Source organism: Herpetosiphon giganteus (genome assembly GCF_016907925.1).
Taxonomy (GTDB): Bacteria; Chloroflexota; Chloroflexia; order Chloroflexales; family Herpetosiphonaceae; genus Herpetosiphon; species Herpetosiphon giganteus.
The window spans coordinates 255,041-269,807 of the sequence record NZ_JAFBCZ010000004.1; the positions used below are offsets into that span (position 1 = coordinate 255,041).

Below are 14,767 nucleotides of genomic sequence, written 5' to 3' on the forward strand. Positions count from 1 at the left end.
AGCCCAATCCTTTATCGATGATATATATAGCTGAAAATCAGCTATTAAGCTTGCTCTGACGACAAGGCTGCAACTTCGGCAGCATCTTCTTCGGGGTTGACCCCGAACCAACGTGCATTCGAAACCCCAAGATCAATAGTCAAGCGCAACAACATGCGCGAAACCGTGATTGCCGTAAACAAGCTGATGATAATCCCCAAGGCCAAGGTTAATGCAAAGCCTTGAATGATACTTACACCCAGCCCGTTACCCAAAACATACAAGATAAAGCTTGTAATCAAGGTCGAGGCGTTGGAGTCGCGGATTGATGGCCATGCGTGGTTGAAGCCATCTTCAACTGCCCGTTCCAATGAGCGGCCACGGTGCAGTTCTTCTTTGATCCGTGCGAAAATCAACACGTTTGCGTCAACAGCCAAGCTAATCGACAAAATGAAACCGGCGATCCCTGGCAAGGTCAAGGTGACCGGAACCAAGTTATAGACCGCAAATGAGAGCACAGTGTAGATAAGGAGCGCGATGTTGGCGATTAAGCCAGGCAAACGATAGTACATCAGCATAAACAACATAACCGCGATCAAGCCAACCGCACCAGCAACTTTACTGGCTTCGATTGAATCGTTGCCAAGGGTTGCGCTAATGCTGCGGTTACTATCCTCGATCAAGGTTACGGGCAATGCGCCATATTTGAGTTGGTTTTGCAGCGCTTGGGCTTGCGAATTTTGCTCAGCAACGGTTGTGCCCGTCGAACCCATGGTAATGATCCCTTCGCCAGGCAAGGAACCATTGACTTGAGGACTCGAAATAACCCGGTTATCAACCACAATCGACATTGGCCGACCAACATTTTGGCTGGTAAAGCTAGAGATTTGGTTAGCCGAGTCTGAGCCGGTTTGGAAGCGGAAGAACACCGCTGGACGGCCAGCTTGATCAGTTGTCAAAGCAACCTGGCTGGTGTCGAGATCCGTCCCACGAGCAATCGTGGTATATGGCTGTTCACAAGGCCGCTCAGTCTGAGTTACTGGGGTCGTTGGAGCCAAATTGCTGGTTGGCGACAACGGATTGGTGTTGCTCAAGCTATCGGTGGTGGTTACGCCACTGGTGCCAGTTACGCTGCTTGGCAACTGAACCGTGATTGGATAGCGCGGCGTAGCCGTGGTACATACTTCGGTCCCTTCGGGCAAATATTGACCTTGAGGATCAATAAATTCGAGGTTACCAGCACCTTTGAGTGCTTCCGAAGCTGCCGCAGGATCTTTGACCCCTGGCAATTCGACGACAATGCTATCGCCGTTCACAACTTGAACAACTGATTCGCTCACGCCAAGCCCGTTGACGCGACGTTCAATTACGCCAGCGGCATTTTCGAGTTTAGCGGTCAAATCTGCTTCGTTGGGGTCGGCGGGACGTAAAAAGATTTGCGAGCCGCCTTGTAGGTCGAGACCTAGGTGGGTTGAAACATCGCGACCGGTCAGGCTTTGAAACGACTTGGGAAAGAAAACAATCCAAGATGCCAAAGCAACTACCACAATCGTCACGACGAGGGCACTAATTACTTGCTTACGCACGACGAACGCTGCCTCCGTGTTTGGTGAGGGATGGGCGTGGCGAGGAATACAGCCCACCCAGAGATACCTAAAGAAACTCCCATCGCAACAGCGCATTATAGGCGCGATACCCAGTCGCGTCAAACGCCCTACCACATTATGACGAGTTAAATCAATCTCGTCTGCACCCAAAGAGCACAGACGAGATTAAGCCCAAAATACATTCGGCTAGCTGGAATGGTTGATTACGTTAATCACGGCTTGATGCCCTCACCCACTAGCCCCCTATCCCATTCGATGGCCGAGGGGAAACCACGCAACCCGTGCTCCCCTCGCCCGCGTTCAGTGGGCGAGGGGCTGGGGGTGAGGGCATGTACGCATTGCCAATCCCATGAACTGTTACACTTAGCGTTGGGTAACGCTGACGTTATCCACGGCGGCTTCTACCAAACTGGCGCTGCTTGCATCGGAAGCCTCGAACACAAGCCGGACTGATTGGCCAGCATAGCTATTCAAGCTCACGTTGGCGATCGTCCAAGCTGCATCAACATCGCTGGCACTGCCCAATTTTTCAAAGACTTTGACCGTGCCTGAGTTAGTTACAACCGAGACGCGGAAGTAATCGGCGCTGCTGGCGTTCGAACCATGAGCCAAGTAGTAGCTGAAACTCAGGCTCAAATTACCAGAGCTTGGCAGGGTGAAGGCTGGCGAACGCACCGACGAAGCACCACCATCAAGGTCGTAGGCTCCTGCTGAGCTACCAGCCAAACGGCCAGTTACCAAGTCGTTGCTGCCATTGACGGTTGTGCCAAGTTGTTTGGCTCCGCTGCTATCGGTTGCTTCTGGATCGCCGCGTTCCCATGCGCCAGTTGTTGCCGTATCGGTGCTATTTGGGTTAACTGTCCAACCTTTGTTGGTTTCAAAATCGTCGCTAAACACAGTAACCACTGGGCCAGGTGTTGCGGTTGGGCCAGGTGTTGCGGTTGGGTCGGGGGTTGCGGTTGGCGTGCCACCACCGCAATATTGGGTTTCTTTGCCAATCGCGCGGTAGGGACAATCGGTTTGTTCCAACAGATATAAGACCGATTCGCGGTTGCGGCTGGTTTCACGAGTAATCACTTCATCAGGTGGGTAAAAACCTGGGCTGGCGCTGGTTGGATACATTTCAAAGGTGTAGGCAAAAATCCGATGCACACCATAAGCCCAATCTTCATACGTACCATCGGCAACATACAAATCGCTTGCTTGCTGAGGCGTATAGCCATTGCTCGAAGCCATCGTGCGGCCAAGCGCAGCCATGGCATCATAATCATCGCGCACCATATCGCTAGGATACGAATCGTAGGTGTAGCCATAGGGCCACAGCACCAACTCGCTATAGGTGTGGAATGAAATCGAGGTTTTAATTTGTTGCTTGCCACCAACCACCCGACTCGCCACAAAGTTGCGAATTGCTTGGGTTTCTGGCGCAGAGAAGGCACTGGCCCCGCGATAAGTATCGCTCGAGGTTGAGCCACTCGAGCCGCCACAGCAGCCCCATTTGTAGCTATAGTTGCGGTTGAGGTCGATGCCTACATATGACGAGCCGCTGTTTGGTTGGCGATTTTTGCGCCAGCTACGATAGCTGCCACTTGCCACGTCGTATTCGCTGCCATCAGGATTCAAGCTGAAAACAATGTAAATTTCGCGATTATTGACGATATTGGTAATGCGATTGTCGAGGCCATAGTTATCGACCAATAAGTGCAGCAGATACAAGGTCATTTCGACGGTCAAGTGCTCGCGGGCGTGGTGTTGTCCAATGAACAAGGCTTCTGGCTCGTTCTCGTCGGTGCCAACATTATCGCTAATTTTTACCGCAATCAAATCGCGATTTTCATATGAGCGGCCAATGCTAAAGCGGCTCACGATGTTTGGCTTGCTGGCAACTACCGCTGCAACGTTGGTGGTCATCTCAGCATAGTTGTGGTAGGCCGCATCAGCCCCTGGAAAATCCTTCAATTCAGGCAGTTCGACCAACTTAAAGCCCAAACGCTCAATCGCAGCAGCTTCTTCGGCGTTCGCCGTAATATCCAACACCTTGCCATGAACTGCATCAATGGAAGCACCGGTTGCGGCAATCGCATTGCGATCTTCGCGGGTGGTAACGCCTTCAAGATGATAGGCCCGCGCTTGATCAAGCGGCTCCGTTTGCTGAACTGGCTGCCGCGTTTGGCCTAAAGCACTGAGCGGAGCCATAAGACCTACCGTTAAAGCGAGTGAACCAACCAACCGAACGATGCGTGACGGCTTCATGAACCCTCCTAGACAGATAGGGATTGAACCAACCACACGAACAACCTTGTTCGCTCGATAGTGTCTGAACGCCACTAATTCGACACAGGTGTTGTTGTCACTAGGGAGTGGTGTCGCTTGATGGTTTGGGGTGGATAGGAAATATATTAAATGATCTTAATAAAAATGTCAAAAAAGTATTAATAAAAGTATTAATCTTGGCGCAAGCCGCTGAGCAATTGTTCAAGCACAGCGATCGTTGCATCGAGCGCCTGTTGTGGTTCGGCTGCCTGGGCAATCCACAACACGGCCTCGTTCATTGCTCCCGAGAGTAAATGCGTAGCAGCAGATACCGAAGCAGGCGCAATAATCCCGCTATCAGCTAATTGCTGAATTGACGACTCCAGCAGGCGCATTGAGTTTTCTGCATCAAGCTTGCGCCAGGCCTCCCAACCAAGAATTGCCGGGCCATCGAGCAAGCCAATCCGTTGAATATCGCGATCAAGGCTGGCGCTTAAAAATGCGCGACAGCCAACCAACAATTGCTGCCATGGATCGCTAATTGACGCGGTGGCGCTGATAATTCGTTGAGCCAAATCACGTTGAATTTCGGCCACCACTGCGCGAAACAAGCCCTCTTTGGAATCGAAATAGTGATACAGTGCGCCTCTGGTTACGCCCGCTACCTGCACAATTTGCTCGGTTGCAGCGTGGGCATAGCCATGTTCAGCAAATTGCGCCCGCGCCACCGCAATCAGTTTTGCCATCGTGGCCGCTCGTTGTTCCTGCTTGGTCGGCATTAGCAAGCTCCTGCTATTGACAAACATACAGCATGTATGTATAGTGCTTACAAAGAAACATACAGATTGTATGTTTCTTGCAAAGTATAGTGGATTAGGAGTGAGTATGCAACTTAGCAGCATGTATCCAGTGATAGCGACCGATCGAATTGCCGAAACCGCAGCTTTCTATATCCAGCACTTTGGCTTTACATCAGCCTTTGAATCGGATTGGTATGTGAGTTTGCGCCACGCTACTGCCCAGCACTACGAGCTTGCAGTGCTCGACTATAGCCATGCCAGTGTACCCGTGGCTGGCCAACGCCCAACAACAGGCTTGCTGCTAAATTTCGAGGTTGAGAATGTAGATGAGCTGTATGCACAATTAATCACCGGCGCAGGCCTGCCAGTGCTGCTTGATCTACGCAGCGAGGAATGGGGCCAACGCCATTTTATTACTGCCGACCCCAATGGAGTGCTGATTGATGTGATTACGAATATTCCAGCCTCTGAAGCTTATGCAGCCCAATATACTGGCGAGCATGAATAATAAGCCCCTCACCCCAACCCCTCTCCCACTGAACGCGGGCGAGGGGCTTTTTCATCCATCATCCATCATCCATCATCCATCATCCATCATCCATCATCCATCATCCATCATCCATCATCCATCATCCATCATCCATCATCCTTCATCCTTCATCCATCATCCTTCATCCTTATGTTCTATGCTCTCTGTTCTTATTTTGATTTTTGCCTTCTGACTTTTGCCTTCATCCCTCATAATTCATCCTTGTACTATGGTTTACATGGCAGAAACTCGATGCCACCATAGATTTGAGTTTGGGCCGATTGGCCATCGCTGCCTTGGGCCAAAATATAATACTCAAAACCACCATAGCGTTGGCCCGACATCTCACGTGCCCCGCGAATTGTGCGGTTCCAGTTACCGCGCCCATCGGGCTGCATCACTGTTGATTGCCAGCGGCTGGGGCCAGCGTGATAGTACAAGCTGACATCACCAGCGGGAAAATTCTCGACCGAAACGCTTATCGAAACGCTATCAGGATAGGTACAATCAGCAACGTTGGTAAACTCATTGGTCGAAGCTGATGGTTCGCCAAATACTGGCGGCAAAATTGGCACTGGCGTGTCGGTCGCCGTTGGCGGCGCTGGCGTATCAGTTGCCGTTGGTGGCGCTGGCGTGTCGGTTGCCGTTGGTGGCGCTGGCGTATCAGTCGCCGTTGGTGGAATCAGTGTTTCGGTCGGCGGGATGACAGGCACATCCGTTGGCCGAACAGGCGTATTTGAAGGACGCACACGCGTTGGCGATGGCCGCACTGTGGCGCTGGCAATTGGACGGGTTGGAGTAGCCGTCAAGGTTGGTGAACTGGTTGGCGTTGCCGTGGGCGTAATTGTGGCCGTTGGCAGGCTAGTAGCACTGGGCAAGGCCGCGATACTAACAGCATTGCCTTGGCCAACCACAACCTCAGCAATCGCGACATCGCTCCATTGACCTTGGCTACTTTGGGCGCGAACCGCCAAACGATAGGCCGAGGCCTCACTTGCTTGCCAGTTGAAGGTTGCATAGCCAAATTGCGAGCCACGCATTGTTGGCTGTTGACTGCCCACAACTGCGCCGTTAACGCTTAATTCAATGGTGCTCAAGCCCAATGGATGATAGCCATGAGCCAACACCTGAATTGCACCAAGCTCCAACGAGCTTCCGGTTAAAGGTGCGTCAATCCAAACTTGGGGCACAATTTGGGCTGGACTGGGCGCAGACGCTTGTTGTTGGCACGCGGCCAAGATACCAATGAGCAATAGTCCAAGCAATCGTTTCATGGTTGCACCGTTAGTTTCAGTGAAAAATCGCTCAGCTCGCTGCTACAACGCTGGTTCAGGTTGGCAAGTTGGCGCTCAGCTTGCAGCATAAAGCTTAATTTCGGGGCGCTTGCTTGGCCAAGTTGATCAAGCAACGCCTGATCAAGCGTGAGCTTAATCTCGCCACTCGCTGGCAAGCTTTGCCAAGCAATGGTTTGGGTTGCGCTGCCAAGCTGTAGGCTTGCGTTGGCGTTGCACGGCGCTGCATCTACTGGCTCACGCTCGCTGGTGCGATTAAAGGTTAATTCTAAGCTCGTCACTGTTTGATCAAGCCGTGGCAAAACAAAGCTCACAGTACCATCAAACCAGCTGGCAGTGTAGCGGCGGCAGCTCGTTTCAGCGACACTATAGCGTTGCAGCAACAACAAACTGCTGGCATACGGATAGGTTTGCGTGGTTTGTTGGCTTTGATTAATCGGCAACGCAGGGCAGTCAGCACCAACGGTTTCTTGGGCTAGGCCAGCGCCAAATTGAAATTGGCTTGGCAGCAGTTGATAGCTTCCAGCCGCCAATTTAAATGCTGGTAAACAAACCACTTCGCTATCCAGCGAAATCGCCAACCCACGATAGGCGCGCACACTCAAACATTCATCGGTTGCGCTTGGCGTAGTGCGCGGAGCCAAAAACAGCAAGCGTTGAGCAGCCGCAACTCTGGTTAATTCGAGCGGCGTTCCAGCCAAACGATCGCTCACTTGAAAGCCTTCAAGGTTGGCGTTAGCGCTACAATCTTGGCCCTCAGCAGTTGGAAAACAGGCTTGCTCGTTCCAATCCCAAATTAATACCGTCGCGCCTGCCACCAGATTGGTGCTACAGGCAGTACGCCAAAAATCATCATTCTGCGGTGCAGCTTGCAGACATTCATCAAGCGTGGTGGTTAGGCGTAGGTTGGTTGGCGGAGCAATTGAACTCAGGGTTGGCAGCTGCTGAGTCGTGGTTGCTGTTTGCAATTGGCCTTGCACGCTGAATAAATCAGCATCAAGCGCGATGGCTTGGGTTTGGCCCAAATTTAACGTTGTGCTGGTAGCGCCCAATAATTGCGGTTGGCTGCCATTCCAGCCCCAACATTCCAAATTCCAGCTTTGGCTGGCGCTAATTGCGCTCAGTGGCAAGGCACTAGCTAAATCGTAGCCGCCTGCAAGCGGCGCTAAAAAGCCTTGATTTGGCACGCGTTGCCAGGGGCCATTGGCTAGCGAACTATAGCAATAGACCTCGCTGGCCGCAGTTTTTGGGGTAAGAATCAGGCTCGCAAAGTGCGGCACTTGCAAACTTGAGCAGGTAGAATCAGCATTATTCAAGGCAACGACTGGGCTGGTTGCAGCGCCGGCTGGATTAAAAGCCACCACATAATAGAGCGTTTGGCCAAATGCTGCTGGCTCTTGCCAACGCTGAGGGCCAGAACCATTGGCGGCAACTGTTGCTACCAGATTAAATTGGCTTTGATCTGGCCCGGCGCGATAGATAAAAAAGCCATCGGCAGCGTCGGATTTGGGCGTAAAAACCAATTCGGTTGTGCAATTGCTGCTGCCAACCAAGGCCTCAGGCGCTAACGGCAAGCTAGCAGTGCCAAACCGCCGCTGCAAATCAAACCAGATTGTATTGGGATCGTAGGGCGTGGCAAGCGGCAGGCTGGCCAAATCTGCTGGCAAACTGGCTTGGTTTGGGCTTAGGCTGGTCGTATTGCTGATTGGCGTGAACTGGCCAGCAAGCTGAACGGTGATCAATTGGTCACGACCCAAAGGCTGATTGACTGGCAAATCGCCAAGCTGTGGGTTGAGCTTCAAGAGGGTTTGGGGTTCGATGCCAAAGGCTTTGCCAAGGCTTTCGAGGCTTTCGCCCGCCGATTGTTGTACTTGAAAGGTAACGACTGGTTCGTAGGGCAACACCGCATTCAGGCGTACAATTGCCGAGGTTGAGGGAATTTTGGTTGCATCGTTGGTGCGCGCCACCAAACTATGGTCGCCTAAACTGCGCGATTGCCAAGCAAAAAGGCCTTCATATAAGGTCGCATTATTGGCAGCTTGCAGATCCCACGGCTGGCCATCGGCCCATAATTCGACATTCTCGATTGGCTCGCTGCCCCAAGAGCGCGAATGCACGGTGAGCACTTCGCCAACCGGAATCAGGCTCGCATTAAACGGATACTGAAGTTGGGTAAAGAGCGTTGGGGAGCTTGGCGCTAATTGATCAACCACTGGCCGTACCGCCAGCGCATAAGCGGTTAAGCCTAGCATCATCGCCAAACTAACCAGCGCAATAATTAAAATTCCAGCACGTCGGCTCATCATTCATACCTCCCGTTGTAGTCCAACAAATGCTGCACTAGCAACGGTTATGTGTAAAGACGCTGGTCTGGTCGCGAGGTTCAATAGCGCCGAATCACCAACTGGCAATCCAGCGCGTGGCCTTTACGGTGCATTGCTCAATCTGGCTGTTAAAGGTCGTTAATTAAGCATGCCTATGTCACTTTAAGCTATTGACGAATCGTTGCTGCTGGTTATTTCCCACTCAAGCCGCCAAATAAACGCCCTTTCAGTCCGACCGCCAATCGAGGATTGATAATAGTTATGGTAAAGTTTTGCTGGCATTGTACCAATACTCTTGCAGGCGTGGAAGATCAGATTCATGCCAATTTCCTCACTGTTTTGCACCAGCCCCAAGCCATCGAGTATCATATTTGGGTAATCAACGACAACCAATGCTCACTCTTGGCACGATAGGATTTTTGCAATGCGCTTTGATATTTTGACCTTGTTTCCGGCCATGTTTACTGGCCCGCTGACTGAAAGCATTTTAAAACGAGCAGCCCAAGCAGAATTATTGCAATTTCAGCTGCACGATATTCGCGATTATGCCACCGACAAACACAAGATGGTCGACGATTCGCCAACTGGCGGCGGCGCAGGCATGGTGATGAAGCCAGGCCCGTTGGCGCTCTGCACCGAAGCGGTTTTGGCCGCCGATCCAAATCCTGCACCAGTGGTCTTGATGACTCCCAGTGGGCGGGTATTTAACCAAAATATGGCGCGCGAATGGGCCAAATTGCCACGCTTGGTGCTCGTTTGTGGCCATTACGAAGGCATCGACGAACGCTATATCGAACGCTATGTGACCGATCAAGTGTCGCTTGGCGATTTTGTGTTAACTGGCGGCGAGCTAGCAGCGATGACGATTGTTGATGCAGTTGGCAGGCTCGTGCCCGAAGTGCTCGACCCTGAGTCGCTGGCCCACGAAAGCCACGACGATGGGCTTTTGGAGTATCCGCACTATACCAAGCCTGCCGATTGGAATGGTGTAGCAGTGCCGCCGATTTTGCTCAGCGGGCATCACGCCAATATTGCCAAATGGCGACACGAGCAACGCTTGCGCCGCACGCTGGAGCGCCGCCCCGATATGCTGCGCCATGCCACGCTCTCCAAAAAAGACCGCCAATTGCTCAAAGAGTGGGGGTGGCAAGAAAAGGCAGAAGGCAGAAAATAAACAGCAGAAGTCTAGAGAATCTAGGTTCTGTATAATAATTCAATATGATACAACATCGCAAAAAATCGTTGATATACATATGGCATTATTAGTGACAATTTTCCTGTCTACTATGCTAATTTCTGAGATATGCTCTAGTATAATAAAACAGAACCTAGATTTGCAAATAAATGTAAATCAATAATCCAACAAGCTTGGATAATTAATATCTTTGATACTATATAATGTATTAATAATTTATAGTATTAATTGCAAACACATTTTTACATAATTTTTATAGTTTATATATTCGATATATTCTACTGATTGATTATTAATTGATTCACTACTTGGGTGTGATATATTATTTGTGTTTCTACGATCAAAAAGATTTTTAATGTTGATAATTATATCAAAATCAATATTCATCGACTTAAGAAAATCACCAACATTTTTAGCATTATAGTCCTTATCTTTTTTGAAATTAGGGTCAATATTTTTACAAATCGCATGAATTTCATTTAATAAATGATTTAATGCTACATTATAACTTTTCTTTTTTTCGTTAATTGTACGTAATATTGCTTGTTCAATAATATCTCTTTTTGATATCTTCTTTATTTGATTTTCTTCTAAATCGTAATAGCCTAAATAGCATTTTTCTGGATTTTGATACCAATAGATAATATTTTTCATATATTCATTAAAATTTAGTTTATCAATTAAATCATTATCCTTGAATTCATATTGACACAGTAAATTAATTATCATTTCAATATCCATTGTAGTCATATTTAATTTATCAATTAAACTTTGACGAAATCTTTTTATAGTCTCAGGGTCTTTTTCCATAACAATAATAATTTCCATAGAACTCATTTTCACTAATTCAAAATCAAAATCCAAAAAGATATCATTAATTATTATTTTATTTTCAGGTTTCTGCATAAAGTTTTCAAGATTTCTATCAAAAACTTCTTTCATAGTTTCTTCAAAAGTATCATAATCGTTCCTAAATGCAATATCATAAATAGAATATTTCAATTTGAATAACATTTCCTGTATTTCATTAAACTTATCTTGTGGTTGTGTTTTATTTTCATCATCATTATCATAATATTGAGATGATATTCTTTTTAGATTTTTTAACAGTGAAATTTTATCTTCTTCTTTATTCATCATGAAAAGCTTAGATTTATTATTAAATCTAAGCCCTATTTCTCCATATATTTTATCGATAATTCTTTCAGTCAAGTTATTAATCAAGTTTTCTTCTTGTTTGGTATCAATATTCTGTTTTTTTGTAATACATATATATATCATCAACATATCTAATTATTTTAAAACTTTCAATTAGGTCTTTTGTTTTCTCAATTTCTTCTGCAATATATATGTCTGCAAACTTCAAATATAGATTCCCAATACAACTAGATATAACATCATTATCACATTGAGGTATACCACTATTTAATATAAAATTAAAAAATAGCTCCATTTCTTTAATAGTTAATGAATTGAAGTTATATTTTAATTTTATATTAGATTTCAGATATCTATCTAATTTATCTAAAAATATGTATATATCTATCTCATCAAAAAAATCTTTTATGTCTAATCTTATAACGATAGTATTATCATCTGAATTATTAACCTCATTTCTCATCATTTTTCTAAACTTCTTGTAATGTTTTCTATAAGTGATTGTCTCATTTTTTATGACTAACTTAGCATCTTGATATCTTATATCTCCTCCATAAAAAGAATATATATTAGGATTCATATCCTTTAAATCTTTTAAAAAATCTTGGGTTATCTCAGCAATATATAATCCTATAGTATAATAAATAATCCTCATTGAATAAGAAAGAAATCTATATCTCCTAATTTCCAATCCCTTTTTTGGTTTTAAGTAATCTAGTGCAAAAAATTCATTTTCTAAAATATAAAACATATTGTTTAATATACGACTATCAAAATATTCTTTTTTATCAACCATAGTATGAAGATGATTACATCGCTCATAGAAAAACATACTTAAAGAATTAAAATGTCTATCATGCTTTCGAGAATTCATTTGAGACTTAAGTAAGTTTACTGCCTCTAGCCATCTATCAAAGTTAATAAATGTCCCTATCATATAACTCCTATTAGTTTATCTATAGACTACTAAAATTCAATAAATGGTAACATAGAGCAGTATAATTTTGACCTAAAATATACGTATGATTTTAGGTCAAAATATAAACTAAATCCCTACAAACGCGGGTCGACTGGCTCACTTTCGAGGGCGAGCACACCAAAAACACATTCGTGCACCCGCCGCAATGGCTCGCGATTGACAAACCGATCAAGGGCTTCGAGGCCCAAGGCCAATTCGCGCAAGGCCAGCGAACGCTTAGCGCTCAGGCCACGCTTACGCAGACGGGCGAGGTTTTCGGGCAAATCGTATTCTGGGCCATAGATAATGCGCAAATATTCAGGGCCGCGACATTTGATTGCCGGCTGCACAAGGCCGCGCGCATTCTGGACAACCCATTGCTTGGGCTTGACAACCATGCCTTCGCCGCCAGCCGCGGTCAGGCTTTGCCACCATTCGATTGCTTGCTCAACGTTGGCTTGATCGTGCAAATCGACCACGCGATACTCGGTGGCAAGCAACAAACGTGGCTCAGCTTCGGCCAACGCCGCCAAGGTTTGCATATGCCATTCGTGATCGCGGTCGTAGAATGGGCGTTGCTCGCAGGCCAACAGATGAAACGGCGCGAGACACAAATCATCAAGGCTTTGCACGGGCCAGCAGTATTGTTGATAGGCATCAACATAGCCTTGAACCGCCTGTTGACGCAATTGGGTATGTGCCAGCAAGGCTTGCAATTCGACCGATTCGGGCAAACGAGTGACGGTTTGCTGCAAAGCTGTTTGGGCCGCGCTCATGCTGGCGGTCGCGGCAACGCCAACCGGCGCATATTGATTGCGAATCAAATCTTGGGCCTTGGCTGACCATGGCAATAGTTCGCAATCCAAGGCAAACCAGCCCGAATCGAAGGTTTCCCACCAATTCAGCTTGCTAATTGCCTGCTGCACCCGTTGCAAAAAGGCGGTTTCTAGCTCAGGATCGCTAAAGAAGCGCCGCCCAGTTCTGGTATAGCAAACCCCGATCTGCTCGCCAACCACACCAAATCGGGCTTGGGCCACAGCGCTATCGCGGCAAATCACCACGATGGCGCGCGAACCCATATGCTTGGCTTCGCAGACAACCTCATTAACTCCCGCTCGCCGATAGTAATCGAGCGCTTCGGCGGGATGCTCCAAGAACCCATCAAGTTGACTAGTTTCCGAGGGCGACATGGTTGGTGGCAAATACATCAGCCATTGCGGCTCGATGGCAAAGCGGCTGATCACTTCCAAGGCGGCAGCGGTTTGTTCTTCGCGCAGGCTGATTTGGCTCATTAGACTGGTGCTAATTTTGAGTTTGCCTTGAAAATCGCTCAAATTGAGCACGTGGTCGTTTTCCTGTTGCGCCGCAAGTTGGCTTGCATTGTATTCCAAGGGTCGTCTTGGAACCGCATATTGGGCAAATGCTGGCACTTGCACAAACTCACGTTCTGGGTAGCGCAAGGCGGTCAAGGCTCCACCAAAGGCACAACCAGTATCAATATCAACTGTATTATTGAGCCATTCAGGCTGCGGAATCGGCGTATGGCCATAGACCACCAAGCCCTCGCCGCGATATTCCTTGGCCCACGGGTAGCGCACGGGCAAGCCAAATTCATCGGTTTCGCCGGTCGTTTCGCCATACAAGGCAAATTCGCGCACCTGCTTTGACATGCGGCCTTGCAATTCTTGCTTCATGCCAGCGTGAGCCACAACCAATTTACCATCATCAAAAATCATGTGGCTGACCATACCTTCAATAAACTGGCGCACTACTTGGTGAAAAGGTTCGTCGGTTTCTGCCAAGGCTTGCATGGTTTCAGCTAAGCCATGGGTTTGCTTGACTTTACGCCCAGCCAAAGCGCGGGCCAATTTATCGTCGTGATTGCCGGGCACGCACAAGGCCGCACCCGTTTCGACCATGCTCATCACCAAGCGCAGCACAGCGACTGAATCCGGCCCACGATCAACTAAATCGCCAACAAACACAGCGCGACGGTCAGCAGGTGGCGTGACCGTAAAGCCATAGTTGTGGCCTGGCGTGAGATTAATGCTATAGCCCAATTCCAACAACAAACGCTCTAGTTCGGGGTAACAACCATGGACATCGCCAATAATATCGAACGGGCCATGCTCGGTTTTGCGGTTGCTCCACGCTCGTTGGCGCACAATTTCAATTGCATCAACCTGCTCTGGCGTGACATTATGTACCACCCGAAACCCTTCATCGCGCAGGTTGCGCAACGAACGCCGCAGATTATCGACTTGGCGCTTGACCACAAAATCGCCAAAGTTGCGATTGGCCCGGCCTACGTTGCGCTCCAAACAAACCTTTTCAGGCGTTTGCAGCACAATCGCCACCGGCCAAACGTGATAATGGCGCGCCAAGGCCAGCAACGGTTGGCGGGCTGCCGCTTGTACATTCGTCGCGTCGATCACGGTCAAACGGCCCAAGGCTAGCCGTTTGGCAGCAATCGTATACACCAAATCAAAGGCCTCTGATGAAACTGCTTGATCAGTTTCGTCATCGCAAAGCATGGCCCGACAGGTATCGGAAGAAATAATTTCGGTTGGCTTGAAATGGCGCTGGGCGAAGGTCGATTTACCCGCCCCAGAAGCACCAATCAAAACTACCAAACAAAATTCGGGTATTCCTAGTTCCATCAATATCTCTCC

10 protein-coding genes are annotated in these 14,767 nt (G+C 48.1%); 2 read left to right on the plus strand and 8 right to left on the minus strand.

The window, feature by feature from the left end; genetic code table 11:
- Window positions 1-44: 44 nt before the first annotated feature.
- The 3 genes from secD to JOD20_RS05575 form a co-directional block, all read right to left on the minus strand.
- Window positions 45-1,565 (minus strand): protein translocase subunit SecD, encoded by a 1,521-nt coding sequence (gene secD / locus JOD20_RS05565; protein WP_204754307.1) that lies wholly within the window; start codon window positions 1,563-1,565, stop codon window positions 45-47.
- A gap of 384 nt (window positions 1,566-1,949) precedes the next feature.
- Window positions 1,950-3,839 carry a M14 family metallopeptidase gene (locus JOD20_RS05570; RefSeq protein ID WP_204754308.1) on the minus strand — a complete coding sequence of 630 codons (1,890 nt, stop codon included), beginning with the start codon at window positions 3,837-3,839 and terminating at the stop codon, window positions 1,950-1,952.
- Window positions 3,840-4,030: 191 nt separating this feature from the next.
- Window positions 4,031-4,618 carry a TetR/AcrR family transcriptional regulator gene (locus JOD20_RS05575; protein WP_204754309.1) on the minus strand — a complete coding sequence of 196 codons (588 nt, stop codon included), beginning with the start codon at window positions 4,616-4,618 and terminating at the stop codon, window positions 4,031-4,033.
- A 106-nt stretch (window positions 4,619-4,724) separates the two neighbouring features.
- Here JOD20_RS05575 and JOD20_RS05580 point away from each other — a divergent pair, with 106 nt between their 5' ends.
- Entirely contained in the window at window positions 4,725-5,147 is a 423-nt protein-coding gene (locus tag JOD20_RS05580) for a VOC family protein (protein WP_204754310.1), read from the plus strand.
- 248 nt (window positions 5,148-5,395) lie between these two features.
- Here JOD20_RS05580 and JOD20_RS05585 read toward each other — a convergent pair whose 3' ends face one another.
- On the minus strand, window positions 5,396-6,442 hold the full coding sequence (locus tag JOD20_RS05585; RefSeq protein ID WP_204754311.1) for a hypothetical protein: 1,047 nt from the start codon (window positions 6,440-6,442) through the stop codon (window positions 5,396-5,398).
- A complete protein-coding gene (locus tag JOD20_RS05590) occupies window positions 6,439-8,766 on the minus strand; it encodes a hypothetical protein (protein ID WP_204754312.1) in 2,328 nt (775 codons plus the stop codon). Before JOD20_RS05590 ends, JOD20_RS05585 begins: the two co-directional genes overlap by 4 nt.
- Window positions 8,767-9,208: 442 nt before the next feature.
- On the opposite strand from JOD20_RS05590, the gene trmD reads away from it, so the two are divergent.
- Complete coding sequence (gene trmD, locus JOD20_RS05595) at window positions 9,209-9,958, plus strand: tRNA (guanosine(37)-N1)-methyltransferase TrmD (RefSeq protein WP_204754313.1); 750 nt, start codon at window positions 9,209-9,211, stop codon at window positions 9,956-9,958.
- 237 nt (window positions 9,959-10,195) lie between these two features.
- Here the strand turns inward: trmD and JOD20_RS05600 are convergent, their stop codons facing one another.
- The 3 genes from JOD20_RS05600 to JOD20_RS05610 form a co-directional block, all read right to left on the minus strand.
- Window positions 10,196-11,266, minus strand: a complete 1,071-nt coding sequence (locus JOD20_RS05600; protein WP_204754314.1) for a hypothetical protein — start codon at window positions 11,264-11,266, stop codon at window positions 10,196-10,198.
- On the minus strand, window positions 11,223-12,074 hold the full coding sequence (locus JOD20_RS05605) for a hypothetical protein (RefSeq protein WP_204754315.1): 852 nt from the start codon (window positions 12,072-12,074) through the stop codon (window positions 11,223-11,225). The genes JOD20_RS05600 and JOD20_RS05605 overlap by 44 nt, the downstream gene beginning before the upstream one ends.
- 116 nt (window positions 12,075-12,190) lie before the next feature.
- A complete protein-coding gene (locus JOD20_RS05610) occupies window positions 12,191-14,755 on the minus strand; it encodes a polynucleotide kinase-phosphatase (protein ID WP_204754316.1) in 2,565 nt (854 codons plus the stop codon).
- Between the last annotated feature and the right edge of the window lie 12 nt (window positions 14,756-14,767).

Bases quoted from the DNA above. Each gene is read 5' to 3' on its own strand.
- JOD20_RS05570 (WP_204754308.1), bottom strand. From the start codon at position 3,839: ATGAAGCCGTCACGCATCGTTCGGTTGGTTGGTTCACTCGCTTTAACG.
- JOD20_RS05575 (WP_204754309.1), bottom strand. From the start codon at position 4,618: ATGCCGACCAAGCAGGAACAACGAGCGGCCACGATGGCAAAACTGATT.
- JOD20_RS05580 (WP_204754310.1), top strand. From the start codon at position 4,725: ATGCAACTTAGCAGCATGTATCCAGTGATAGCGACCGATCGAATTGCC.
- JOD20_RS05585 (WP_204754311.1), bottom strand. From the start codon at position 6,442: ATGAAACGATTGCTTGGACTATTGCTCATTGGTATCTTGGCCGCGTGC.
- JOD20_RS05590 (WP_204754312.1), bottom strand. From the start codon at position 8,766: ATGATGAGCCGACGTGCTGGAATTTTAATTATTGCGCTGGTTAGTTTG.
- trmD (WP_204754313.1), top strand. From the start codon at position 9,209: ATGCGCTTTGATATTTTGACCTTGTTTCCGGCCATGTTTACTGGCCCG.
- JOD20_RS05600 (WP_204754314.1), bottom strand. From the start codon at position 11,266: ATGTTGATGATATATATATGTATTACAAAAAAACAGAATATTGATACC.
- JOD20_RS05605 (WP_204754315.1), bottom strand. From the start codon at position 12,074: ATGATAGGGACATTTATTAACTTTGATAGATGGCTAGAGGCAGTAAAC.
- JOD20_RS05610 (WP_204754316.1), bottom strand. From the start codon at position 14,755: ATGGAACTAGGAATACCCGAATTTTGTTTGGTAGTTTTGATTGGTGCT.